20 protein-coding genes are annotated in these 23,095 nt (G+C 73.1%); 10 read left to right on the forward strand and 10 right to left on the reverse strand.

Annotated elements, in window-relative coordinates; all coding sequences use genetic code 11:
• Positions 1–2: 2 nt before the first annotated feature.
• Together ACIQVI_RS13390 and ACIQVI_RS13395 are read right to left on the reverse strand one after the other, a co-directional pair.
• Positions 3–2,411: an HAD-IC family P-type ATPase gene (locus tag ACIQVI_RS13390; RefSeq protein WP_351969593.1), complete on the reverse strand. Its 2,409-nt coding sequence runs from the start codon at positions 2,409–2,411 to the stop codon at positions 3–5.
• A 211-nt stretch (positions 2,412–2,622) separates the two neighbouring features.
• A complete protein-coding gene (locus ACIQVI_RS13395) occupies positions 2,623–2,913 on the reverse strand; it encodes a DUF2530 domain-containing protein (RefSeq protein ID WP_403594860.1) in 291 nt (96 codons plus the stop codon).
• Positions 2,914–3,058: 145 nt separating this feature from the next.
• Here ACIQVI_RS13395 and ACIQVI_RS13400 point away from each other — a divergent pair, with 145 nt between their 5' ends.
• Entirely contained in the window at positions 3,059–4,510 is a 1,452-nt protein-coding gene (locus ACIQVI_RS13400) for an NCS2 family permease (protein ID WP_351969595.1), read from the forward strand.
• On the opposite strand, the gene ACIQVI_RS13405 is transcribed toward ACIQVI_RS13400, so the two are convergent.
• Positions 4,480–4,734 (reverse strand): hypothetical protein, encoded by a 255-nt coding sequence (locus ACIQVI_RS13405; RefSeq protein ID WP_403594864.1) that lies wholly within the window; start codon positions 4,732–4,734, stop codon positions 4,480–4,482. The genes ACIQVI_RS13400 and ACIQVI_RS13405 overlap by 31 nt on opposite strands.
• Positions 4,735–4,981: 247 nt before the next feature.
• Here ACIQVI_RS13405 and ACIQVI_RS13410 point away from each other — a divergent pair, with 247 nt between their 5' ends.
• A complete protein-coding gene (locus ACIQVI_RS13410) occupies positions 4,982–5,425 on the forward strand; it encodes a MarR family winged helix-turn-helix transcriptional regulator (protein WP_062753095.1) in 444 nt (147 codons plus the stop codon).
• Positions 5,426–5,451: 26 nt separating this feature from the next.
• On the forward strand, positions 5,452–6,789 hold the full coding sequence (locus ACIQVI_RS13415; protein WP_351969597.1) for an MFS transporter: 1,338 nt from the start codon (positions 5,452–5,454) through the stop codon (positions 6,787–6,789).
• Between the two features lie 117 nt (positions 6,790–6,906).
• Here the strand turns inward: ACIQVI_RS13415 and ACIQVI_RS13420 are convergent, their stop codons facing one another.
• Positions 6,907–7,413 (reverse strand): GNAT family N-acetyltransferase, encoded by a 507-nt coding sequence (locus tag ACIQVI_RS13420; RefSeq protein WP_403594869.1) that lies wholly within the window; start codon positions 7,411–7,413, stop codon positions 6,907–6,909.
• Positions 7,414–7,521: 108 nt separating this feature from the next.
• Here ACIQVI_RS13420 and ACIQVI_RS13425 point away from each other — a divergent pair, with 108 nt between their 5' ends.
• From ACIQVI_RS13425 to ACIQVI_RS13435, 3 genes are all read left to right on the forward strand, one after another.
• Entirely contained in the window at positions 7,522–9,768 is a 2,247-nt protein-coding gene (locus ACIQVI_RS13425; RefSeq protein ID WP_403594872.1) for a hypothetical protein, read from the forward strand.
• A 34-nt stretch (positions 9,769–9,802) separates the two neighbouring features.
• The gene (gene thpR, locus ACIQVI_RS13430) at positions 9,803–10,387 is read left to right on the forward strand and encodes an RNA 2',3'-cyclic phosphodiesterase (protein ID WP_403594875.1); all 585 of its coding nucleotides are present in this window, start codon (positions 9,803–9,805) and stop codon (positions 10,385–10,387) included.
• A gap of 148 nt (positions 10,388–10,535) precedes the next feature.
• Positions 10,536–11,525 carry an aldo/keto reductase gene (locus ACIQVI_RS13435; RefSeq protein ID WP_403594878.1) on the forward strand — a complete coding sequence of 330 codons (990 nt, stop codon included), beginning with the start codon at positions 10,536–10,538 and terminating at the stop codon, positions 11,523–11,525.
• A gap of 15 nt (positions 11,526–11,540) precedes the next feature.
• Here ACIQVI_RS13435 and ACIQVI_RS13440 read toward each other — a convergent pair whose 3' ends face one another.
• The 3 genes from ACIQVI_RS13440 to ACIQVI_RS13450 form a co-directional block, all read right to left on the reverse strand.
• Positions 11,541–12,224, reverse strand: a complete 684-nt coding sequence (locus tag ACIQVI_RS13440) for a GDSL-type esterase/lipase family protein (protein WP_403594881.1) — start codon at positions 12,222–12,224, stop codon at positions 11,541–11,543.
• Positions 12,225–12,297: 73 nt separating this feature from the next.
• On the reverse strand, positions 12,298–12,972 hold the full coding sequence (locus tag ACIQVI_RS13445) for a class I SAM-dependent methyltransferase (protein ID WP_403594884.1): 675 nt from the start codon (positions 12,970–12,972) through the stop codon (positions 12,298–12,300).
• Positions 12,973–13,079: 107 nt separating this feature from the next.
• The gene (locus ACIQVI_RS13450; protein ID WP_403594887.1) at positions 13,080–13,919 is read right to left on the reverse strand and encodes an alpha/beta fold hydrolase; all 840 of its coding nucleotides are present in this window, start codon (positions 13,917–13,919) and stop codon (positions 13,080–13,082) included.
• A 70-nt stretch (positions 13,920–13,989) separates the two neighbouring features.
• On the opposite strand from ACIQVI_RS13450, the gene ACIQVI_RS13455 reads away from it, so the two are divergent.
• A complete protein-coding gene (locus tag ACIQVI_RS13455; protein ID WP_403594890.1) occupies positions 13,990–14,985 on the forward strand; it encodes a WD40 repeat domain-containing protein in 996 nt (331 codons plus the stop codon).
• Here ACIQVI_RS13455 and ACIQVI_RS13460 read toward each other — a convergent pair.
• Positions 14,972–15,718 carry a TetR/AcrR family transcriptional regulator gene (locus ACIQVI_RS13460; RefSeq protein ID WP_403594893.1) on the reverse strand — a complete coding sequence of 249 codons (747 nt, stop codon included), beginning with the start codon at positions 15,716–15,718 and terminating at the stop codon, positions 14,972–14,974. The genes ACIQVI_RS13455 and ACIQVI_RS13460 overlap by 14 nt on opposite strands.
• A gap of 233 nt (positions 15,719–15,951) precedes the next feature.
• Between ACIQVI_RS13460 and ACIQVI_RS13465 the strand changes: the two genes are divergently transcribed.
• Positions 15,952–17,046 (forward strand): ATP-binding cassette domain-containing protein, encoded by a 1,095-nt coding sequence (locus ACIQVI_RS13465; protein ID WP_403596826.1) that lies wholly within the window; start codon positions 15,952–15,954, stop codon positions 17,044–17,046.
• On the forward strand, positions 17,043–17,852 hold the full coding sequence (locus ACIQVI_RS13470) for an ABC transporter permease (RefSeq protein ID WP_403594896.1): 810 nt from the start codon (positions 17,043–17,045) through the stop codon (positions 17,850–17,852). The genes ACIQVI_RS13465 and ACIQVI_RS13470 overlap by 4 nt, the downstream gene beginning before the upstream one ends.
• A gap of 70 nt (positions 17,853–17,922) precedes the next feature.
• Here ACIQVI_RS13470 and serC read toward each other — a convergent pair whose 3' ends face one another.
• Positions 17,923–19,041 (reverse strand): phosphoserine transaminase, encoded by a 1,119-nt coding sequence (gene serC, locus ACIQVI_RS13475; protein ID WP_403594899.1) that lies wholly within the window; start codon positions 19,039–19,041, stop codon positions 17,923–17,925.
• Positions 19,042–19,092: 51 nt separating this feature from the next.
• Here serC and ACIQVI_RS13480 point away from each other — a divergent pair, with 51 nt between their 5' ends.
• Positions 19,093–22,002 carry an FAD-binding and (Fe-S)-binding domain-containing protein gene (locus ACIQVI_RS13480; protein WP_403594902.1) on the forward strand — a complete coding sequence of 970 codons (2,910 nt, stop codon included), beginning with the start codon at positions 19,093–19,095 and terminating at the stop codon, positions 22,000–22,002.
• Positions 22,003–22,137: 135 nt separating this feature from the next.
• Here ACIQVI_RS13480 and ACIQVI_RS13485 read toward each other — a convergent pair whose 3' ends face one another.
• Positions 22,138–23,007 carry a LysR family transcriptional regulator gene (locus tag ACIQVI_RS13485; RefSeq protein WP_403594905.1) on the reverse strand — a complete coding sequence of 290 codons (870 nt, stop codon included), beginning with the start codon at positions 23,005–23,007 and terminating at the stop codon, positions 22,138–22,140.
• Positions 23,008–23,095: the final 88 nt, after the last annotated feature.

A 23,095-nucleotide genomic window follows, 5' to 3' on the forward strand; every position in this document is an offset into this window, starting at 1 on the left:
GGCTACGCCGGGAACCTCCGGTCCACCCAGCGCCAGGCGACTTCCAGGAGCGCCGCGCCCGTCGCCGCGATCGCGACCGCCGCCCAGGGCATCGTCGTGCCGACCAGCTTCAGGGCGAAGAAGTCCTGGAGCCAGGGGACGACGAGGACGAGGAGGAAGGCGCCGGCCATGGTGGCGACCAGGGCGAGGCGCCACCAGGTGTAGGGGCGGGCGATGATCGCGAGGACCCAGAGGGAGACCAGGAAGAGCGTCAGGGTCGCCGCGCTGGTCTCCGCCTCCAGGGCGCCCTCGCCGCTGTAGTGATGGCGGGCCAGGAGGTACGTGGTGAAGGTGGCCGCCCCGGCGATGATCCCGCCGGGGATCGCGTACCGCATCACCCGGCGCACGAAGTGCGGCTTCGCCCGCTCCTTGTTCGGGGCCAGGGCCAGGAAGAAGGCCGGGACGCCGATCGTCAGGGTGGACAGCAGGGTCAGGTGGCGGGGCAGGAAGGGGTACTCGACCTGGGAGCACACCACCAGGACCGCCAAGAGCACCGAGTACACCGTCTTCGTCAGGAACAGGGTCGCCACGCGCGTGATGTTGCCGATGACCCGGCGGCCCTCCGCCACCACCGACGGCAGCGTCGCGAACGAGTTGTTCAGGAGGACGATCTGCGCGACCGCCCTCGTCGCCTCCGAGCCCGAGCCCATCGACACGCCGATGTCCGCGTCCTTCAGGGCCAGGACGTCGTTCACGCCGTCCCCGGTCATCGCCACCGTGTGGCCCTTCGACTGGAGCGCCGCCACCATGTCCCGCTTCTGCTGCGGGGTGACCCGGCCGAAGACCGCGTTCTCCTCCAGCACCTCCGCCATCTTCTCCCGGTCCTCCGGGAGCGTGCGGGCGTCCACCGTGTGCTCCGCCCCCGGCAGGTCCAGCTTCCCGGCCACCGCGCCGACCGAGACCGCGTTGTCGCCGGAGATCACCTTCGTGGCGACGTTCTGGTCGGCGAAGTACGCGAGGGTGTCGGACGCGTCCGGGCGCAGCCGCTGCTCCAGGACCACGAGCGCGGTCGGGCGGGCCGCCTCCGCCGCCCCCGGGGCGCCGGGCTCGCGGTCCGTACGGGCCAGCAGGAGGACCCGCAGGCCCTGCTCGTTCAGGTGGTCGGTCTCGGCGAGCGCCGGATCCCCCTCCGCCAGGAGCACGTCCGGCGCGCCGAGCAGCCACGACGACTCCGCGCCGCCGCCCTCGTCGAACGTCGCGCCGCTGTACTTGCGGGCCGAGGAGAACGGCAGCGCCTCCGCGCAGCGCCACCCGTCCGCGTCCGGGTAGGCCTCGATGATCGCCTGGAGGGAGGCGTTCGGGTGCGGGTCGGACGCGCCGAGCGCGCCGAGCACCTTCCGTACGTACGCCTCGTCGGAGCCGTTCAGCGGACGCAGGGCCGTCACGTCCATGCCGCCCTCGGTCAGCGTGCCCGTCTTGTCCAGGCAGACGACGTCCACCCGGGCCAGGCCCTCGATCGCCGGCAGTTCCTGGACCAGGCACTGCTTGCGGCCGAGGCGGACCACGCCGATCGCGAAGGCCACCGAGGTGAGGAGGACGAGGCCCTCCGGGATCATCGGGACGATGCCGCCGACCGTCCGGGCGATCGAGTCCTTGAGGTTGGTGTCCTTGACGATCAGCTGGCTGATGATCAGACCGGTCGCGGTCGGGATCATCATCCACGTCACGTACTTCAGGATCGTGGAGATGCCGCTGCGCAGCTCGGAGTGGACGAGCGTGAAGCGGGACGCCTCCTCCGCGAGCTGCGCCGCGTACGCCTCGCGGCCGACCTTCGTGGCCGTGAACGCGCCGCCGCCCGCCACCACGAACGAGCCCGACATCATCGGGTCGCCCGGCTTCTTCACCACCGGGTCCGCCTCGCCGGTGAGCAGCGACTCGTCGACCTCCAGGCTGTCGGCCTCCGCCACCACCCCGTCCACGACGACCTTGTCCCCGGGGCCCAGCTCGATCAGGTCCCCGAGGACGATCTCCGAGGTGGACAGCTCGGCGGCGGTCCCGTCGCGCCGGACCGTCGGCTTGGCCTCGCCGATGACGGCGAGCCCGTCGAGGGTCTTCTTGGCGCGCAGCTCCTGGATGATGCCGATGCCGGTGTTCGCGACGATCACGAAGCCGAAGAGGCTGTCCTGGATCGGCGCGACGAAGAGCATGATCACCCACAGGACGCCGATGATCGCGTTGAAGCGGGTGAAGACGTTCGCCCGGACGATGTCGACGGCCGAGCGGGAGCTCCGTACGGGGACGTCGTTGACCTCCCCGCGCGCGACCCGCTCCGCGACCTCGGCGGACGTGAGCCCGGCCGGGCGGTGCTCGACGGGCGGTCCGCCCCCGTCCGTTCCGCTGCTGTCGGTGTCGATCTTCGCCCGCTGCGTCATGCTCTCGACGGTACGGCCGGAATCGGGCGTTCACCTGCCGGAGAGGGGGATATGGGGGTGAGGATCGGACCCTGGGGGGACGGGGGTGGTCCCTTGGGACTACTTGGGGGGCGGGCCGGGCGGGCTGGTGTCGGGGTCGGTGGCGGGGGGCCTGTGCCGGGGTCGTCCTCGGTGCCGGTGGTGCCGGTGGTGCCGGATGGCGCCGGTGGGGTTACTGAGCCGGGTGTTCCGGGGCTTCCCCCGGTGTCGCCGCCGTCGCCGCCGCGTGCCGCTTCAGCGCCGCGTCCCGCTTCCGGACGTACCAGATGCCGATGAGGCCGAGCCCCGCTCCGGCCAGGCAGGTCCACACCCACCAGGTCAGGTCCCGGTCGTCGAACCAGCCGTAGAAGGGGACCTGCACGAGGAAGAGGACGAACCAGAGGATCGTTCCGCCGGTGATGGTGGCGACGACGGGCCCTTCCAGGGGCTCGGGTGCCTCGTGCTTCGGTGTCCACTTCGCCATGGGGCCCAGTCTAGGTGGCGCGAATTCTTGTCTACGCGCGGAGATGGACGCTCGCTCGTTCATGTGTTCATACTGAAACGGTTTGCCTGTGGCGGGTTTCCTTCGTATGAACCGCCAAAACGGACACTCTCCTACGAGGATTCCCATGAGCACCACGGCCACCGCCAAGGCCCCGTCCCCCGAGCCGTCCGGTTCCCCCGAACCGACCTCCGGACTCGACCGCTTCTTCAAGATCTCCGAGCGCGGCTCGACCGTCGCCCGCGAGGTCCGGGGCGGCTTCGCCACCTTCTTCGCGATGGCCTACATCATCGTGCTGAACCCGATCATCCTCGGCAGCGCCAAGGACATGTACGGGCACCAGCTCGACGGCGGCCAGCTCGTCACCGCCACCGTCCTCACGGCGGCGTTCACCACCCTGCTCATGGGCGTCATCGGCAACGTCCCGATCGCGCTCGCCGCCGGCCTCGGCGTCAACACGGTCGTCGCGCTCCAGCTCGCGCCCCGGATGTCCTGGCCCGACGCCATGGGCATGGTCGTCCTCGCCGGCCTCGTCGTGATGCTGCTCGTCGCGACCGGCCTGCGCGAGCGCGTCATGAGCGCCGTCCCGGCCGGGCTCCGCAAGGGCATCGCGATCGGCATCGGCCTCTTCATCATGCTGATCGGCCTCGTCGACTCGGGCTTCGTCTCCCGCATCCCCGACGCCGCCCACACCACCGTCCCGCTCCAGCTCGGCGGCGACGGGCACCTCACCGGCTGGCCGGTCCTGGTCTTCGTCCTGGGCGCGCTGCTCACCCTCGCGCTGATCGTCCGCAAGGTCCCCGGCGCCATCCTCATCTCGATCGTCGTCATGACGATCGCCGCCATGGTGATCAACGCGGTCGCGGACGTCCCCTCCTGGGGCCTGACCACCCCGGAGTGGCCCGGCAACCCGGTCGCCTCGCCCGACTTCGGCCTCTTCTGGCAGTTCAGCCTCTTCGGCGGCTTCCACAAGGTCGGCGTCCTGACCGGCGTCCTCTTCGTCTTCACCGTGCTGCTGTCCTGCTTCTTCGACGCCATGGGCACGATCCTCGGCGTCGGCGACGAGGCCAAGCTGACCGACAAGGACGGCAACTTCCCCGGCATCAACAAGGTCCTCCTCGTCGACGGCCTGGCCGTCGCCTCCGGCGGCGCGACCTCCTCCTCCGCCACCACCTGCTTCGTGGAGTCCACGGCGGGCGTCGGCGAAGGGGCCAGGACCGGCCTCGCCTCCGTCGTCACCGGCGGCCTCTTCTCCGTGGCGCTGTTCCTCACGCCGCTGGCCACCATGGTCCCGTCCCAGGCCGCCACCCCCGCGCTGCTCGCGGTCGGCTTCCTGATCATGGCCGGTTCGGTCAGGGACATCGACTGGAGCGACTTCACCATCGCGGTGCCGGCGTTCCTGGCCATGGTGATGATGCCGTTCACGTACTCGATCACGAACGGCATCGGCATCGGCTTCATCGCCTTCAGCGTGCTGCGTCTCGCGGCCGGCCGGGGCCGTGAGGTCCCGGTGGCCATGTACGTCGTGTCGGCGGTGTTCGTCTTCTACTACGCGATGCCGGCGCTCGGCCTCACGTGATCCCGGGGCGGGGCGGGGGCCTCACGCGGCTCCCCCTCCGTCCCCTCCGCGCCGTAGAACTTCTCCGTCTCGTCGACGGCGGTCTTGAACCGCTCGTCGAAATCCTCGCGAATGAGCGTCCGGGCCACGTAGTCCTGGACGCTCATTCCTCTTTTCGCGGCGTGACTCCTGAGCCGGTCGAGCAGCTCACCGTCGATGCGCAGGCTGAGCACTGTCGATCCCATGCCGTCAGGGTCGGGGCACCCGGGGCTTCTTTGCGTCACTTTCTGGATCCGACTCACTCGTTTGGGTGATACATGGATGCGGAAGCGTGATCTGGGCCGGGATGTGTTGTCGCGGGCGGGTGCGCGTGGGCGCGTGCGGGTGGGTGTGGGGGCTGTGGGTGGGTGTGTGGGGGTGCGCGGTGTGATTCGCGCGACGTCGGTGGGCCCCGGTGGTCTTTAGAGAGAGTAATGAGTTAGGCTAAAGAACATGCCTGACCTGTCCCACGGCACCGCCGACGACGTCGCGGCCGTGAACGCGCTCCGCTCCTCCGTCATGCGGCTGGGCCGACGCCTCAAGCACCAGCGCGTCGACGAATCGCTGAGCCCCACCGAGATGTCGGTGCTCGGCACCCTGTCGCTCTGCGGCTCCGCGACCCCCGGCGAGCTGGCCCGCAAGGAACACGTCCAGCCGCCCTCGATGACCCGCATCGTCGCGCTGCTCGAAGCCAAGGGACTGGTCCGGCTGGAGCCGCACCCCGACGACCGCCGGCAGAAGGTGGTCAGCCAGACCGAGCAGGCCGAGGCCATGCTCGAAGAGTCCCGCCGCAAGCGGAACGCCTGGCTGGCCGCGCTCGCCGAGGGTCTGGACGAGGACGAGTGGGCCAAGCTGCGCGCGGCCGCCCCCGTCCTGGAGAAGCTCGCACACCTGTAGACCCCGAGCCGAGGAGGCGACGCACTTTGAGTACGGGACCCGGAGCAGACTCCGCACCCGTCCATCAACCCGATACCCACACCCGCCGGGGCGGGGGAACCTTCTCCTCGCTCCGCATCCGGAACTACCGGCTGTTCTTCACCGGAGCGATCGTCTCCAACACCGGTACGTGGATGGCCCGGATCACCCAGGACTGGCTCGTCCTGAGCCTCACCGGCTCGGCCGCCGCCGTCGGCATCACGACGGCCCTCCAGTTCCTGCCGATGCTGCTCTTCGGCCTGTACGGCGGTGTCGTCGCCGACCGATACCCGAAGCGGCAGCTCCTTCTCGTCAGCCAGGCCGCTCTGGGACTGTGCGGGGTCGCGCTCGCCGTCCTCACGCTGTCCGGGCACGTGCAGGTGTGGCACGTCTATCTGATCGCTTTCCTGCTGGGCATGGTCACCGTCGTCGACAATCCGGCGCGGCAGTCCTTCGTTTCCGAGATGGTCGGGCCCGAGCAGCTTCGCAATGCCGTCTCCTTGAATTCGGCCAACTTCCAGTCCGCCCGGCTCGTCGGGCCCGCTGTCGCCGGTGTCCTCATCGCCGGGGTCGGGAGTGGGTGGGCCTTCCTGCTGAACGGTCTGTCGTTCGTCGCCCCCGTGGTCAGCCTGTTGCTCATGCGGACCGGTGAACTGCACAAGGTGGAGCGCGTTCCCCGGGGGAAGGGGCAGCTCCGGGAGGGGCTGCGGTACGTGGCCGGGCGGCCCGATCTGGTGTGGCCGATCGTTCTGGTGGGGTTCATCGGGACCTTTGGGTTCAACTTCCCTATCTGGCTCACCGCTTTCGCCGATGGGGTTTTCCATGTGGGGGCCGGTACGTACGGGTTCCTCAACACCTTGATGGCCGCCGGGTCGCTCGTGGGTGCCCTCGCGGCCGCCCGGCGGGGGTCGACGCGGCTGCGGATGCTGGTGATCGCGGCCGGTGTCTTCGGCGTCCTGGAGGTCGTGGCGGCGCTGTCGCCGGCGTTCTGGATGTTCGCGCTGCTGCTCGTGCCGATCGGCATGATCGGGCTCACGGTCAACGTCACCGCCAACTCCGCCGTGCAGATGGCCACGGATCCCGCGATGCGGGGGCGGGTCATGAGCCTCTACATGATGGTCTTCGCCGGGGGGACGCCCATCGGGGCGCCGCTGCTCGGGTGGGTCACCGATGTGTACGGCGCTCGGGTCGGGTTCGCCGTGGGCGGGTTGATCTCGCTCGCCGCCGCCGTCGTGGTCGGGCTCGTGCTCGCCCGGGTCGGGGGGCTCAAGGTCGCCGTGGGGTGGCGGCGGGGGCATCCGCGGGTGCGGTTCGTGGCGCGGGAGCGGTTGACCACTGCGGCGTAGTTCCCGCGGGGGAGGTGGTGTCCGGGCTGCGTCTCACCACGCTTCGCGGGTTCAAGACGCTTTTACGCCCGGACACCACCTCCCCGCTCCGGCCCCGCCCCCTCCCGTACGTCGTCGTCAGACGCGCCGTTCCAGGATCTGGCCCTGCCAGTCGCCCACCGCGAAGGTGTCCGTGCGGGTGAAGCCCTGCTTCTCGTAGTACGCGATCAGGCGGCCCTCGCTGCCCGCGAAGCAGTCCACCCGGAGGAGGGAGACCTTCTGGCGGCGGGTTTCTGTTACCGCGTGGGACAGGAGGGCCGCGCCTATGTGGTGGCGGTGGAAGCGGGCCTCTGTCGCCAGGAGGCGTACGTACACCTCCGGTTCGGGCGCGGGGGGCACGTGCTTGCCGGGGTGGGGGGTCAGGGTCATCGTGCCCGCCGGGACGCCGTTCGCTTCGGCTATCCACAGGTCGCCCTCGGCCATGGTCCGCTGGACCTGTTCCACCGCCGCGGGCCGTGCGGAGAACGGCTCGGTGCCCCACTGGGCGGTGATGCCCTTGCCGTTCAGCCATGCCACGGCGCTGTCGAGGATGCCGAGCACCACCGGGAGGTCCTTTGCGGTGCCTTTCCTGATGTTGATCTCCATCCGGATGAGGTTAGTCGTACAACTCTTTGAAACGGGTGGGGGTCTAGGGGGTCGGAACTGTTGGGTTGGGGGAGGAAAAACATGTTGCTTGGTGCTCGGGGGCGTCTGATGGCGTCTGTCGGTGTGGTGCTGACCGCGGTCACGGCCGCTTCGGTCGTCGTTCCGAACGCTTTCGCCGCGCCCGTTCCCGTGGTGCGGACCGCCGCGGCCCAGGTGCCGTTCCTGGCCTTGGGCGGCAAGCTGCTCGGTGCCGGGACGACCGGCTTCCTGTCGGAGGACGCCGAGGGGACGGCGCGCTGGACGCGGTACGCGGACGGGGTGTCCAAGGTCGTCGCCAAGGGGGAGAGCGACGAGGTCTTCGGCTCCGGCGCGGGCTCGGACCTCGTCGTCGTCGGGCGCGTGGTGGCGGAGGCCGGGGACGACGAGATCTACACCTCAACCGTGAAGGTGTACGACATGGCGAAGGGCGGCGCGCCCGTCACCTTCGACCTGTCCGCGAGCCCGGAGACCCACGGGTCCCTCGACGCCGTCGCGGGGTCGACCCTCCTGGTGGCGGAGCGGCGGTGGGGGAAGCTGAAGCTGGTCGACATCGCCGGGGGGAAGCCGACCGCCCGGAGGGTGGGCGACGCGTACTACTCGCCCGAGTGGATGCCCGACACCCTGTCCGGCGCGGCCGTCGCGCGGAACTACGACGAGGACCTGGTCGTCGACCTGGCCGGTGCGCGCGTCGAGGGCAGGTACGCCCTCGCCCCGGAGCCCGGCTCGCCCAAGCCGTACGTGCCGAGGGGCTCCTTCCTCTCGCCGACCCGTGTGGCCTGGACGGAGCGGACCGACGACAAGCTGGTCCTCGCCACGGCGGTGCGGGGACAGGGCGAGGTCGCGCGGACCCCGCTCGGGCCCGACGACGGGGCGGTGATCACCGGCGGTCTGCTGGGCGACTGGTTCGCGTGGGGGGCCACCGAGGGGAACGCCACCCCGTGGCACGCCTTCTCGGCCCGCTCGCTGAAGGACGGCTCGACCGTCAAGCTCCTCGACCACGCCACGCACGCCGTCCACGGCCCCGGCGGCACCCTGCTCGTCCTCGGCGTCACCGCCGCCGACGGCGCGGGCGTCTACCGGGTCTCGGTCGGCGCGGACGGGAAGCCGGTGGCCGAGCTGATCGCCCGTACCGGCGAGCCGAACGACGGGGCCGAGCCCCTGGCGTACGCCGGGGGCGCCCCGGCCGCCGTCTCCCTGAACGGTGTCCCCAGGGCCCGGCTGTCCTGGAAGTTCTCCACGGCGCGGGCGGACCTCACCGTCGAGCTGAGGAGCAGGGCGACGGGGGAGGTGTTCCGGACGGTCGTCCGGCCCGCGTCCGGCTCCGGGGCGTATCCGGACGGGTCGCTCGGGCTCGACTGGGCCGGCGAGGTGGAGGACAGCTTCAGCACGGACACGCAGGCCGCTCCCAACGGCGCGTACGAGTGGAAGGTGACGGCCAGGCCGTGGAACGGGATGCCGTCGGTCACCGCCACCGGCACCCTCACGGTGAACCGCGCCCCCAAGGCGCACGACGTCGACCACAACGGGGCGCCGGACCTGTTCGCGCGGGGGAAGGACGGTCGGCTCCACGAGATCGGCACCCGCTGGGACGACGCGTCGGGACGGCTCGTTCCGGTGTCGAACGGCTACTCCGGGCTGTCCGGCTGGAACGTCTACGACCGGATCGAGTCGGTCGGCGACGTCGCCGGCGCGAACTCCGCCGACCTGGTCGCCCGGGACAAGGACGGGGTCCTCTGGCTGCACCGCGGCCGCGCCGCCGACAAGCCGGGCCAGACCGGCTTCGACCCCCGCGTGCGGATCGGCGGCGGGTGGAACACGTACACCGAGCTCACCGGCGGCAGTGACCTGAACGGGGACGGGCGGTCCGATCTGGTCGCCGTCGACAAGGCCGGTGACCTCTATTTCTACGCGTCGACCGGTGACACCGCCGCGCCGTTCGCGCCGCGGAAGAAGGTCGGTCACGGCTGGGGGATCTACGGCCAGGTCACCGCCACCGGGGACATCGGAGGGGCCGGCGCCGGGGACCTGGTCGCCCGGGACAAGGAAGGTGTGCTCTGGCTGTACCTCGGCAGGGGCGACGGCACGTTCGCGGCGCGGACGCGGATCGGCGGCGGCTGGAACGCGTACGCCGACGTCGTCGGCATCGACGACGGCAACAAGGACGGGCGCCCCGACCTGTACGCGCGGACGGCGGACGGCGCCGCCTACTTCTACGCCGGTACGGGCGACTGGAAGGCGCCGTTCCGGGCCCGCGCGGCGACCGAGGCCGGGGTGGAGGTGGACGGTTCGCCGGAGTCGGTCGGCCAGGTCTCCTGAGCCGTCCGGGCCGCCGGGCTGCCAGACTCCTCCCATGAGGCTCTTCGCCGCCGTCCTGCCGCCCCCGGAGCGGCTGGACGAGCTCGGGCAGGTCGTGGACCGGCTGCACCGGCTCCCGGGGGCCGGCGGGGTGCGCTGGACCGCGCGGCCCGGATGGCACCTCACGCTCGCCTTCATGGGGGAGGTGGAGGACGCGGCGCTGCCCGAGCTGCGGGCGCGGCTGGAGCGGGCCGCGTCCCGCACCCCGCCGTTCTCGCTGCGGCTCCACGGGGGCGGGCACTTCGGGCGGCGGGCGCTGTGGGCCGGGGTCGCCGGGGACCTGGACGCGCTGCGGCTCCTCGCCGAGCGGTCCGACGCGGCCGCGCGCCGGGCCGGGATCGCGATGGACGAGCACCGCCGCTACCGGGCGCACCTGACCGTCGCCCGGGGGAGGGGCGACGGGATGGACCCGGGGCCGTTCCTGGAGGTGCTCGACGGGTTCGAGGGCGGCCGGTGGGAGGCGGGGGAGCTGACCCTGGTGCGGTCCCGCCTGCCGGTGGACGGGGTGCGGGGGGAGCGGCCCCGGTACGAGCGGGTCGGGGGCTGGCCCCTGGGCGGGGGCGCGGACGGGGCGGGTTAACCTCGAAGGGTGGACCCGAAGACTCGTAACCGGATCATGGCCGGTGTGCTCGTACTGATGTTCGCGATCATCGCGGTGGCGTCGGTGGCCGGCCTGTAGGCGGGCCGCCCTTGCTTCGAGCGCACTCCAGGCAGTTGGCTGGTGACCCATGGAGTACACGCAGCTCGGACGCACCGGACTCAAGGTCAGCCGACTCGTCCTCGGCACGATGAACTTCGGCCCCCAGACGGACGAAGCCACCAGCCACGCCATCATGGACACGGCGCTGGACGCGGGGCTCAACTTCTTCGACACCGCCAACGTGTACGGGTGGGGTGAGAACAAGGGGCGGACCGAGGAGATCGTCGGCTCCTGGTTCGCCAAGGGCGACGGCCGCCGCGACCGCACCGTCATCGCCACCAAGGTGTACGGGAACATGGGCGCCGACGGCGAGGCCTGGCCCAACCACGACAAGCTCTCCGCCCTCAACATCCGGCGGGCCGTCGAGGGCAGCCTCAAGCGGCTCGGGACCGACTACATCGACCTGTACCAGTTCCACCACGTCGACCGCGCCACTCCCTTCGAGGAGATCTGGCAGGCCGTCGACGTGCTTATTCAGCAGGGCAAGATCCTCTACGCGGGGTCGTCCAACTTCCCCGGGTACAAGATCGCCCAGGCCAACGAGATCGCCGCGCGGCGGGGATCCGTCGGGCTCGTCAGCGAGCAGTGCCTCTACAACCTCTTCGAGCGGCGCGCCGAGATGGAGGTGATCCCGGCCGCCCAGGAGTACGGGCTCGGGGTCATCCCCTGGTCGCCGCTGCACGGCGGTCTGCTCGGCGGGGTCCTCAAGAAGGAGGCCGAGGGCAAGCGGCGCACGGAGGGCCGCGCGGCGGCCACGCTCGCCGACCCGGAGTCCCGGGTACGGCTCCAGGCCTACGAGGACCTGCTCGACAAGCACGGCCTCGCGCCGGGCGAGGTCGGCCTCGCCTGGCTGCTCACCCGGCCCGGCGTGACGGGGCCGATCGTGGGGCCCCGGACGCCCGAGCAGCTCGCCGGTGCGCTGAGGGCCCTGGAGGTCGAGCTGGGCGAGGAGGTACTGGCGTCCCTGGACGAGATCTTCCCCGGGCCGGGGCCCTCTCCGGAGGCCTTCGCCTGGTGACGCTCCCGGCGTCCGTCAGGGCCGGGCGGTGTACGGGCCGCCCAGCCCCCACGCCTGGTGCATCGCGTCCGCGAAGGCCGACGCCAGTTTGTGTTCGCCGGTGGGGCCCGGGTGGGTGCCGTCGTAGGTGTCGGCGGGGAGGGTGTACGCGTCCGGGATCGTCGCCAGGAGGAGCGGGGACGCCGGGGTGTCCAGGTCGGCGACGGCCTTCGCGAGGAGGTCGTTGAAGCGGGCGCACTCGGCGGCGAAGGGGGTGTCGTAGGTGGCGCGGACGTTCGGGATGACCGGGAGGAGGACCCCCCGGACGTGCGGGTTCGCGGCGCGGGCGGCTCCGAGGAAGGCCCGGACGTTCTCGTCGGTCTGGTCGCTGTTGGTGTAGAAGCCCAGGTCGATCAGGCCGAGGGAGACGAGGAGGACGTCCGCCCGGGTCGTCGCGACCGTCTCCCCGATCACCGGCGCCATGTGCAGCCAGCCCTCGCCCCAGCCCGCCAGGTGACGGCGGGCGGGGGCGGGGAAGTCCGGGGCCGCGTACGCCTCGGGCGCGTGGGTGCCGTCCGGGTCGTACAGGCCCGTGCGCGGGCCCACGATCTCGTACCCGCCCGGGAGGACGGCCTCCAGGTGCTGCCACATCCGGTAGCGCCAGGTCCAGTCGCCGGCGCGTCCGATGGTCATGCTGTCGCCGACGAACAGAAAACGCATGGTCACATCATCGCGGACCGTCTCCCCGGGCTTGCTGTGATCCGGAGCACCTTCGGCGGCGCCGGTGCGCGCGTCAGCGCAGGCGGCGGGCCCGCAGGACGACGTCGTGGGTGTGGTGGGCGCCCGCGCCGCCCTCGGGCACCACGCGGGGCCGCTCCTCGTCCGCCTCGATCCGCCAGGCGTCGCCGAGGAGCGCGGCGACCATCGACGGCCAGACGTAGTCGGCGGGGTCGAAGGCGTCGTCCTGCCGCTCGGCGTGGTGCTCGTCCATGCCCGCGTGGTGGACGAGCAGGAGGACGCCGCCGGGCGCGACGGCGTCGAGCAGGGCGTGCTCGGCCGCCGAGTCCGGCGTGCGGAGCAGCGCCGGGTACTGCGCGGAGACCAGGTCGAAGGACCCGGGCGGGAACGCCGCCTCGGCCAGTCCGGCGTGCACCCAGCGGACGTCGGCGCCGGCGTCCCGCGCGTGGGCGGCGGCCCGGGCGAGGGCCACCCCGGAGACCTCCAGGGCGATGACGTCCCAGCCGGCCCGGGCGAGCCAGATGGCGTCCGCGCCCTCGCCGCAGCCGACGTCGAGCGCGCGTCCGGGAGAGAGGTCGGCGACCTCGGCGACGAGCGCCCCGTTGGGCTGCCCGCTCCAGAGCTGGTGGCGCTCGGAGTAGCGGTTGTCCCACTCGTCGCGCACGGCGGGGTCGCCGACGTAGCCGTCGACGGGGGAAGTGGGGGCTTCTGCTGCGGTGTCGTCTGCCATGGCCCCACCGTCGTGCAGCGCCTGCGCGCCGGGCCAGTCCTGTTGCGGAAACGGCAAAGGCGCGGAGGCGGGCCCCGTACGGTCCCGAGGCGGGGCCCGCGCGACCCTCAGGCGGTGAGGAAGGCGTTCACCGTCGTGGCGAAGGTCTCCGGGGCGTCGTGCCACGGGAAGTGGCCCGCGCCCGGGAAGAGGGCCGATTCCGCCTTCGGGAACAGGGCCGCGTACGCGGCGGCCGTCGGCGGCGGGGTGTTCACGTCCCCCTCGCCGGCCACGACCAGGACCGGGCGGTCGAACGCCGCGAGCGCCGCGCGCGTGGCGGGCGGGTCGTAGGCGCCCTCGTTCGTGAGGGCCCCGGCCTCGTCGTTCCGCCGCCGCCGGTTCTCGGCGTGCCGCTCCCGCGAGGCCCCGTCCCAGGTGCCGTGGAGGAACGGCGAGACCGCCTCGAACGACTCCGCCCCGCCCCGTCCCGCCGTGACCTCCTCCAGGGCCGCGTACGCCGGGCCGAACCACGGCTCCCCGCTCCGCAGCCGCGCCGCCGCGAGCCGCTCCTCCGGGGGCGTGTCGATGCCCACCGCGCCCGTGCCGGGGGTGACGAGCACCAGACGGTTCACCCGGCCGGGGTGCCGGGCGACGTACAGCGCGGCCAGGTTCGCGCCCGCCGAGTGCCCGAGCACGTCGACGGCGTCGAGGCCGAGGTGCGCCCGCAGCGCCTCCACGTCCGCCACCTGCCGGTCGCAGCGGTACGAGGCCGGGTCGTCCGGCGTCGCGGACGCGCCCGTGCCCCGGGGGTCGAGCAGGATCAGGCGGCGGTGGGCCGCGAGGCCGCCGAGGTCGCCCAGGTAGGCGGAGTCCAGCATCGGGCCGCCGGGGAGGCAGAGCAGCGGGGTCCCGGAGCCGGAGTCGTGGTATGCGAGTTCTGTGCCGTCGGGCGCGGTGAAGGTGGGCATGGACGTGACCCTGACAGCGTCCCCGATCATGGTCAACCGGGTTCCCGCCGCCCGTGGCAGGCTTGGGGACATGCGATCTGCTCTGTGCGCCCTCGGCACGGCGGCGGCCCTGGTGCTGCTCCCGGCCGCTCACGCCCGTGCCGAAGGGCAGGATCCCGACCGGGACTTCGCGCTCCGGGACGCCCGGATCACCGAGTCCAGCGGCCTCGCCGCGAGCCGCGCCCACCCCGGGATCTACTGGACGCACAACGACCAGGACGCGCCCCTGATCTACGGCGTCGACTCCCGTACGGGGGAGACGGTCGCGACCCTGACCATGCAGGGGGTCGGCACCCCCCGGGACATGGAGGCGATCTCCGTCGGCCCCGACGGGGACATCTACGTCGGCGACATCGGCGACAACCTCGACGGCTCCTGGGACCACGTCTGGATCTACCGCTTCCCCGAGCCGAAGGTCCTCAAGGACCAGAAGGTGGCGGCGGAGCAGTACGTCGTGAAGTACGCCGACGGCGCGCGCAACGCCGAGGCCCTGATGGTCCATCCGAAGACCGGCCGGGTGTACATCGCGAGCAAGAACGAGGACGGCGGCGGCCTGTACGCCGGGCCCGAGCGGCTCTCGTCGTCGGGGACGAACGTCTTCCGGCGCGTGGGCGAGGTGCCGTGGGTGACCGACGGCGCGTTCTCGCCGGACGGCGGCCGGCTCGTCCTGCGCGGCTACTTCGCCGCCCAGGAGTACGCCTGGAAGGACGGGCGGATCGAGGGGGAGGGGACGGCCGTGGGGGTTCCCTTCCAGGGGCAGGCGGAGTCGGTGACGTACACGGCGGACGGGTCGGCCCTCATGTTCGGCTCGGAGGGGAAGAACAGCCGCGTCCTGCGGGTGGAGCCGCCGTCGGGCGGCGGCCGGGAGACGAAGCCCCCGGGCGCTTCGGCCACCCCCGGCGCCTCGGCCTCCCCGTCCGCCGCCCCCGGCGGCGGCGAGCAGGGGAACGTCACCGTCGGCTTCCTCGTCCTCGCCGGTGCCACGCTCCTCGTGGTGGCCGGGAAGCGGCTGGTCAGGCGCCGCTGACCCCCTTCTTCCTCCGGTCCACCAGGGCCTCGAAGCCGTCCAGGAGCCGTTCGAGGCCGAAGGCGAAGTGGTCGGTCTCGCGGTCGAAGGTGTCGTCCGCGAGCGCCGCCATCAGCGGGTAGTCGCCCGAGAGCATCGCCCGCTCCAGATAGGGGCGTTGGGCGTCCCAGAACGCGTCGTCGCCGATGCCGGTCTCCCGCGCGGCCTCGGAGGCCTGGAGCTCCATGCGGGCGGTGCCCGCCGCGTACCCCTGCACGGTGATGATCACCGAGATGGTCTCGGGGTCGCTCAGGCCCATGCCGTGCGGCCCCTTGAGCCCCGAAAGGCACAGCTCCAGACCGCGCAGGGCGCTCGGGCCGAGGACGGAGCGGGCCTGGTTGACCCGGAGCAGCCAGGGGTGGGCCCGGTAGAGGCCGAGGGTGGTGCGGGCGAGGGCCGTGACGGTGTCCCGCCAGTGGGTGGGGGCCGGGGGTTCGGCGGGCAGGGCCTCGCCCTGGACCCGGTCGAGCATCAGGTCGAGCAACTCGGTCTTGCCGGGGACGTACCGGTAGAGCGACATCGTGCCCACGCCCAGCTCGCCCGCCACCCGCCGCATCGAGACGGCGTCGAGCCCCTCCGCGTCCGCGAGGGCGACCGCCGCCGTGACGATCCGGTCGACGGTGAGGCCGGGTTTGGGGCCGCGGGTGGGGCGGTCGCCCGTGCCCCAGAGGAGGTCGAGGCTGCTCTTGGTCATGCGGCCACTTTAAAGCGCGCCGTTTTTTAACTGGGTACGGTGTACTCGTAATGGAGTACGGTGTACTCGGTTGCGGGTCCCGCAGCCGTTGCCGTGCGCTCCGTACGTCCCGTACGTGTCCTGTGCGCGTCCCTTACGGGTCCCGTACGGGACGCATCCGGGGCCGTACATGCTCCCTACGTGTTCCGAGAGACCGCGCCGAACCGGAGGTTTCCGTGCCCCAGCACGCCGTCATGCCCGAACGCGCCGATACGACCGCCCGCGCCCCCGAACACGCCGTCCTCGCCGAAGGCCTGCGCAAGGAGTACCGGGGCAAGGACGGCACCACCCACGCCCTCGACGGCTTCGACCTCGCCGTCCGGCCCGGCACCGTCCACGGGCTCCTCGGCCCCAACGGCGCCGGCAAGACCACCGCCGTCCGCATCCTCGCCACCCTCCTGCGGGCCGACGGCGGGCGCGCCGAGGTCGCCGGGACCGACGTCGCCCGCGACCCGCGCGCCGTCCGCGCCCGCATCGGGCTCGTCGGCCAGTACGCCGCCGTCGACGAGGGCCTCACCGGCCGCCAGAACCTGGAGGTCTTCGGCCGGCTCTTCCACCTCGGCGCCCGCCGCGCCCGCGACCGGGCCGCCGAACTCCTCGACCGCTTCTCCCTCACCGAGGCCGCCGACAAGGGCGCCGGCCAGTACAGCGGGGGGATGCGCCGCCGGCTCGACCTCGCCGCCTCGATGATCCTCGCCCCCGCCGTCCTCTTCCTCGACGAGCCGACCACCGGGCTCGACCCGCGCGCCCGCGGCGAGGTCTGGGAGGCCGTCCGCACCCTCGTCGCGGGCGGCACGACCGTGCTCCTCACCACCCAGTACCTGGACGAGGCCGACCGGCTCGCCTCCCGGATCACCGTCGTGGACCGGGGCCGGGCCATCGCCGACGACAGCCCCGACGGCCTCAAGAACCTCGTCGGCGGCGACCGCGTCGAGGTCGTCGTCGCCGAGGCCGCCGACCTGCCCGCCGTCCGCGCGGTCCTCGCCCGGGTCGCGGACGCCGAACCCCGCACCGACAAGGCCGAACGGCGCGTCCACGTCCCCGTCACCGACCGGGTCGCCGCCCTGACCGAGGTCGCGCGCACCCTCCAGGAGGAGCGGATCGCCGTTGAGGACCTGGCCCTGCGCCGGCCCGCCCTCGACGACGTGTTCCTGCACCTGACGGGCCAGGAGACCGACCGCCGGGAGACCGCTCTTCAGGAGACCGGCCGTCAGGGGACCGATCGTCAGGAGACCGATCGTCAGGAGACCGATCGTCAGGAGACCGACCGTCAGGAGGTCACCGCGTGAGCACCCTCGTCACCGGCGGCCGCGCCTATTGGGCCGTCGCCGACTGCCTCACCCTCGTCCGCCGCACCCTGCTCAACTACCGCCGCAACCCCACCGCCATCCTCTGGCAGCTCGGCTTCCCCATCGTCTCCGTGCTGCTCTACGGATTCGTCTTCGGCAGCGCGATGCGCGTGCCCGGCGACGGCGACTACCGCGAGTTCCTGATGCCCGGCATGTTCACCATGACCATGGCCTTCGGGCTCATGGGCACGGCCTCGGCCGTCGCCTCCGACAGCGGCAGGGGGGTCGTGGACCGCTTCCGGTCCATGCCGATGGCCCCCTCGGCCGTCGCCACCGGCCGCGCCCTGTCCGACCTCCTGATCGCCACCGCCGAACTCGCCCTCCTCGCCCTCACGGCCCTCGCCATCGGCTGGACCTCGGACGGCGGGCCCGGCGCCACGCTCCTCGGCTTCGCGCTGCTCCTGCTACTGCGCTTCAGCCTCATCTGGGTGGGCGTGTGGTGCGGCCTCGTGGTCCCGAACACGGAGGCGGCCGGCGCCCTCTACGTCGTCCTGTTCCCGGTCACGATGCTCTCCAGCGTGTACGTGGCGCCGTCCCTGATGCCGTCCTGGCTCGCGCCCGTCGCCGCCTGGAACCCGATCTCGTCCACGGTGTCGGCCACCCGCGAGCTCTTCGGCAACCCGGGCGCGGGCGGCGGCTCCTGGGTCGAGCAGCACGCCGTCCTGATGGCGGTCGTCTGGCCGCTCGCCCTCATGGCGCTCTTCCTGCCCCTTGCGGTCCGCCGCTACCAGTCGCTGAGCCGGTGACGTCCGTACGCACGCGGGAGGGCCCGGCGCCGCGTGTGCGGTGCCGGGCCCTCCGTACGGAAAAGGGGGGTTACAGCTTCTCGATCACGTAGTCCACGCAGGCCGTCAGGGCCCGCACGTCCGCCGGGTCGATCGCCGGGAACATCGCGATCCGCAGCTGGTTGCGGCCCAGCTTGCGGTACGGCTCGGTGTCCACGACGCCGTTGGCGCGCAGCACCTTCGCGACCGCCGCCGCGTCGATCTCGTCCGCGAAGTCGATCGTGCCGATGACCTGCGAGCGCTTCGCCGCGTCCGTCACGAACGGCGAGGCGTACTTGGACTCCTCGGCCCACGTGTACAGCGCGTCGGACGACTCCTTGGTCCGGGCCACGGCCCAGTCCAGACCGCCCTGGCCGTTGATCCACTTCAGCTGCTCGTTGAGCAGGAAGAGGGTCGCGAGCGCCGGGGTGTTGTACGTCTGGTTCTTCAGGGAGTTGTCGATCGCCGTCGGCAGCGAGAAGAACTCCGGGACGTGCCGGCCGGAGTCGTGGATCCGCTGCGCGCGCTCCAGGGCGGCGGGCGAGAACGCCGCCAGCCACAGGCCGCCGTCGGCCGCGAAGGACTTCTGCGGGGCGAAGTAGTAGACGTCCGACTCGGTGATGTCGACGGGCAGGCCGCCCGCGCCGGAGGTCGCGTCGACCAGGACGAGCGCGCCCTCGTCGGCGCCCGCGACCCGCTTGATCGGGGCGGCGACACCGGTGGAGGTCTCGTTGTGGGTGTACGCGTAGACGTCGACGCCCGCCTCGGCCACCGGCTCCGGGTGGGTGCCCGGGTCGGAGGAGATCACGGTCGGTTCGGCCAGCCAGGGAGCCAGCTTGGCGGCCTTCGCGAACTTGGAGGAGAACTCGCCGAAGGTGAGGTGCTGGGACTTGTTCTCGATGAGTCCGTGGGTCGCGACGTCCCAGAAGGCGGTGGAGCCGCCGTTGCCCAGGATCACCTCGTAGCCCTCGGGCAGCGAGAAGAGGTCACGGATGCCGGTACGCACCTCGCCGACCAGGTTCTTGACCGGAGCCTGGCGGTGGGACGTGCCGAGGAGGGAGGTGCCGGTGGCGGCCAGGGCGTCCAGCGCCTCCGTACGCACCTTGGAGGGGCCCGCGCCGAAACGGCCGTCGGCGGGCTTGATGTCAGCGGGAATCTGGATATCAGCCACGAGGCGGAGAGTATCGGGTCGGGAAGGGGCCGGTCGCCGGATGTCCGCCCGATGAGACGAGGGGCGCGAGATCCTGGACTTGTGGGAACACACCAGGAACACGCGTCCGAGCTCGCCGCCGCCCTGCGTTCGGCCGTCGCCGGAGAGGTCGACTTCTCCGCCACGGCCAGGGCCCTGACCACCATGGACGCCTCCAACTACCGCCGCGTTCCGGCCGGTACGGTCGCCCCGCGCGACGCCGCCGACGTCGCGGCGGTCCTGGAGGTGTGCCGGGCGCACGGCACGCCGGTGGTCGCCCGGGGCGGCGGCACGTCCATCGGCGGGCAGGCCACGGGCACCGGCGTCGTGCTCGACTTCACACGGCACATGGGCGGGATCGTCTCCCTGGACCCGGAGGAGCGGACGGCGGTGGTCCGGCCGGGGCTCGTCCTCGACCGGCTGCGGGCGGCGGCCCGCCCGTACGGGCTGACCTTCGGGCCCGATCCGTCGACGCACAGCCGCTGCACGCTCGGCGGGATGATCGGCAACAACGCGTGCGGGGCGCACTCGGTCGCGTGGGGCACCACGGCGGACAACGTGCGCTCGCTCGATGTGGTGACCTACCGGGGCGCGGAGTTGACGCTCGGGCGGGAGGGGCGGGGCGCGCCGCCCGGACTGCGGGAGCTGGTGGGGAGGAACCTCGCCCTGCTGCGGACCGGCTACCCGGAGGGGCTGCCGCGCCGGATCTCCGGGTACGCCCTCGACGCGCTGCTCCCGGAGCGGGGCGTGGACGTGGTCCGCTCCTTCTGCGGCGGCGAGGGCACGCTCGGGGTGGTCACGGAGGCGACCGTACGGCTCGTGCCGCTGCCCGCCGAGCCCGTCCTGGTGGTGCTCGGGTACGCGGACGAGGGCGCGGCGGCGGACGCGGCGCCGGGGCTCCTGGAGCACGGGCCTCTGACGGTGGAGGGGATGGCGGCGGACCTCGTGCCGGACGCGGTGGGGCTGCCCCGGGGCGGGGCGTGGCTGTTCGTCGAGGTCGACGGGCCGGACGCGGCCCGGCGGCTGGTCCGCGCGGCGGACGCGCTCGACGCGGACGTCGTACGGGACCCGGCCGGGCAGCGGGCGCTGTGGCGGATCCGGGAGGACGCGGCGGGGACGGCGACCCGGGCGCTCGGCGGGGGCGAGGCGTGGCCGGGCTGGGAGGACTGCGCGGTGCCGCCGGCGCGCCTGGGCGCGTACCTCCGTGCGTTCCGTGCCCTCCTGGCCGATTTCGGCCTCCGGGGGATCCCGTACGGGCACTTCGGGGACGGCTGTGTCCACGTCCGGATCGACTTCGACCTGTGGACGGCGGAGGGGGTACGGCACTTCCGCCGCTTCTCGGAGGCGGTGGCCGACCTGGTGGTCGCCCACGGCGGCTCCCTCTCCGGCGAGCACGGCGACGGCCGGGCACGGGCGGAGCTGCTGCCGAGGATGTACGGGGAGGAGCTGGTCGGGCTCTTCGGCGCGGTCAAGGACGTGTGGGACCCGGACGGGGGCCTGAACCCGGGGATGCTGGTCCGGCCGGGGCGGCTGGACGAGGGGTTGCGGTTCGAGGGGTTGCGGTTTGAGGGGGTGCGGGCCGAGGGGGTGCCGTCCGGTGCGCGTCCGGGGGAGTCGGGTCCTGCGGGGCCGGGGCCTTCGGGGGCGGGGCTTTCGGCGGCGGGGCCTTCGCGGCCCGGGCTTCCGATGGTGGAGGTGGGGCGGGCGGCGGCCCGGTGCGTGGGGGTGGCCAAGTGCCGTGTGGAGGGCCCGAGTTCGGGACCCGGCGTGATGTGCCCCTCCTACCGGGCGACGGGCGAGGAGCGGCACTCGACGCGCGGACGGGCGCGGCTGCTGCACGAGATGGCGATCGGCGAGGTGATCACCGACGGCTGGCGCTCGGAGGAGGTCCGCGAGGCCCTGGACCTGTGCCTGTCCTGCAAGGGCTGCCGCAGCGACTGCCCGGTGGGCGTCGACATGGCCGCGTACAAGGCGCGGTTCCTGGACCGGCACTACGCGGGCCCGCTCGGCCTCCTGCGCCGGCCGCGCTCGCACTGGACGATGGGGTGGCTGCCGCACTGGCTGGACGTGTTCGGGCGGGGCCTGAACGCGGCGATGCGGCTGCCGTTCGCGGCGCGGCTGGCGGGGGTGACGCCGGAGCGGGCGATGCCGAGGGTGGCGGCGGCCCCGTTCACGTCCTGGTTCGCGGAGCGCGCGTCGGACCGCCCGCCGGCCCTGACCCTCTGGCCCGACACCTTCACCGACCACCTCTCCCCGGAGGTCGGCCGGGCGGCGGTCCGGGTCCTGGAGGACGCGGGCCTGGGCGTGCGGCTGCCGGAGGGCCGGGTGTGCTGCGGGCTCACGTACGTGTCGACGGGGCAGTTGGGGGCGGCGCGGCGGGTGATGCGGAGGACGCTGGACGTGCTGGACCCCTCGGACGGGGGCCTCCCCGTCGTGGTCCTCGAACCCTCCTGCGCGGCGGCCCTCCGCACCGACCTGCCCGAGCTGCTGCCGGACGACCCCCGGGCCGCCCGCCTCGCCGCCTCCGTCCGCACCTTCGCGGAGGCCCTGGAGGAGCTGGCCCCCGACTGGGTCCCGCCCCGCCTCGACCGCCCGGTCACCGGCCAGACCCACTGCCACCAGCACGCCGTCCTGGGCGACGCGGCCGACCGGCGGCTGCGCGCCCGCGCGGGCCTCACCGGCGACCTGGCGGGCGGCTGCTGCGGCCTCGCGGGCAACTTCGGCTTCGAACCGGGCCACTACGAGGTCTCGGTCGCCTGCGCCGGCGACCAACTCCTCCCGGCCCTGCGGAACGCACCCCCGGAGGCCGCCGTCCTGGCCGACGGCTTCTCCTGCCGCACGCAGATCGGGGACCTGACGGAGGGGCGGGGACGGCATCTGGCGGAGCTGCTGGCGGAGGGGCTGGAGGAGGAGTGGGAGGAGGGTTTGGAGGAGGCGCGGTGAGCGGGGTCCGGGTGGGTTCCGGGGGAGGCGGTCGCCGGGGCGGTGCACGTGTGGCGTTCGCTGCGGCGGGGGGAGGCGGGGGCGCCACTGAAGGCGGGGTGCCCGTCTCCTGAGGGGTTGGGGCCGCTCCACCCCCTACTCCTCCGCCGGCTCTTCCGAGGCGATCTCGCGGGCCAGTGCCGCCAGCGCCCCCGTCGCCGGGTGCGGGAAGGCGTCGCGCCAGGCCAGGACGACCGGGAGCGGGGGCGCGTCCGGCAGGGGGCGGTAGACGACGCCGGGGTACGGATGGAGGGCGGCCGTGGAGGCGGAGGAGACGCCGACGCCGCGGCCGGCGGCGATCGCGGTGAGCCAGTCGTCGGTGTTGGCGACGGTCAGCGTGGCCGCCGGGCGGGCGGCGGCGGGCCACAGGGTGAGGGTGGTGGTGCCGGAGACGGTGTTGAGGACGACCGTCTCGCCCGCCAGGTCGCCGAGCGCGAGCCGGGAGCGGCCGGCGAGCGGGTGGTCGGCGGGCAGCGCGGCCACCCGGGGCTCGGTGGCGAGCTCCTCGGTGACGAGGCCGGGCGCGTCCACGGGCCCCCGGAGCAGGGCGGCGTCGACCTCGCCGCGGGCGAGCCCGGCGGTGCGGTCGTCGACGCGGAGGAGTTCGAGCGGGGTGCCGGGGTGCTCCCGCTGCCAGCGCCGGAGCAGGGGAGTGGTGTACGGGCCGAACGCCGACCAGGCGTGCCCGAGGCGCAGGGGGCGGTGGCGGAGGCCGGCCGGGTCGACGGCGGCGTCGAAGGCGGCGAGGGCGGCGGCCGCCCGGTCCCGGAAGGCGAGGCCCTCGGCGGTGAGGGCGAGGTGGTGGGTGGAGCGGTCGGCGAGCCGGAGGCCGAGGTGCCGTTCCAGGGCGGCGAGCGTGCGGGAGACGGCGGGCTGGGTGAGGTGGAGCCGGGCGGCCGCCCCGGTCAGGCTGGACTCCTCGGCGATGGCGAGGAAGCAGCGGAGGTGGCGTAGCTCGATGCTCATGCGTCGGGAGCATAAACGCAGCGCAATCGGCATTTCCGCTGCCGCGCGGGGGCCCGTACGGTGAGGTGGTGCCGGACCGGCCCGGGTC

It is taken from the genome of Streptomyces sp. NPDC098101 (assembly GCF_044760185.1).
GTDB lineage: Bacteria > Actinomycetota > Actinomycetes > Streptomycetales > Streptomycetaceae > Streptomyces.

Excerpts from the sequence above, each read along its gene's own strand:
- ACIQVI_RS13390 (WP_351969593.1), bottom strand. The coding sequence starts at position 2,411 with ATGACGCAGCGGGCGAAGATCGACACCGACAGCAGCGGAACGGACGGG.
- ACIQVI_RS13395 (WP_403594860.1), bottom strand. The coding sequence starts at position 2,913 with ATGGCGAAGTGGACACCGAAGCACGAGGCACCCGAGCCCCTGGAAGGG.
- ACIQVI_RS13400 (WP_351969595.1), top strand. The coding sequence starts at position 3,059 with ATGAGCACCACGGCCACCGCCAAGGCCCCGTCCCCCGAGCCGTCCGGT.
- ACIQVI_RS13405 (WP_403594864.1), bottom strand. The coding sequence starts at position 4,734 with ATGGGATCGACAGTGCTCAGCCTGCGCATCGACGGTGAGCTGCTCGAC.
- ACIQVI_RS13410 (WP_062753095.1), top strand. The coding sequence starts at position 4,982 with ATGCCTGACCTGTCCCACGGCACCGCCGACGACGTCGCGGCCGTGAAC.
- ACIQVI_RS13420 (WP_403594869.1), bottom strand. The coding sequence starts at position 7,413 with ATGGAGATCAACATCAGGAAAGGCACCGCAAAGGACCTCCCGGTGGTG.
- ACIQVI_RS13425 (WP_403594872.1), top strand. The coding sequence starts at position 7,522 with ATGGCGTCTGTCGGTGTGGTGCTGACCGCGGTCACGGCCGCTTCGGTC.
- thpR (WP_403594875.1), top strand. The coding sequence starts at position 9,803 with ATGAGGCTCTTCGCCGCCGTCCTGCCGCCCCCGGAGCGGCTGGACGAG.
- ACIQVI_RS13435 (WP_403594878.1), top strand. The coding sequence starts at position 10,536 with ATGGAGTACACGCAGCTCGGACGCACCGGACTCAAGGTCAGCCGACTC.
- ACIQVI_RS13440 (WP_403594881.1), bottom strand. The coding sequence starts at position 12,224 with ATGCGTTTTCTGTTCGTCGGCGACAGCATGACCATCGGACGCGCCGGC.
- ACIQVI_RS13445 (WP_403594884.1), bottom strand. The coding sequence starts at position 12,972 with ATGGCAGACGACACCGCAGCAGAAGCCCCCACTTCCCCCGTCGACGGC.
- ACIQVI_RS13450 (WP_403594887.1), bottom strand. The coding sequence starts at position 13,919 with ATGCCCACCTTCACCGCGCCCGACGGCACAGAACTCGCATACCACGAC.
- ACIQVI_RS13455 (WP_403594890.1), top strand. The coding sequence starts at position 13,990 with ATGCGATCTGCTCTGTGCGCCCTCGGCACGGCGGCGGCCCTGGTGCTG.
- ACIQVI_RS13460 (WP_403594893.1), bottom strand. The coding sequence starts at position 15,718 with ATGACCAAGAGCAGCCTCGACCTCCTCTGGGGCACGGGCGACCGCCCC.
- ACIQVI_RS13465 (WP_403596826.1), top strand. The coding sequence starts at position 15,952 with ATGCCCGAACGCGCCGATACGACCGCCCGCGCCCCCGAACACGCCGTC.
- ACIQVI_RS13480 (WP_403594902.1), top strand. The coding sequence starts at position 19,093 with ATGAGACGAGGGGCGCGAGATCCTGGACTTGTGGGAACACACCAGGAA.
- ACIQVI_RS13485 (WP_403594905.1), bottom strand. The coding sequence starts at position 23,007 with ATGAGCATCGAGCTACGCCACCTCCGCTGCTTCCTCGCCATCGCCGAG.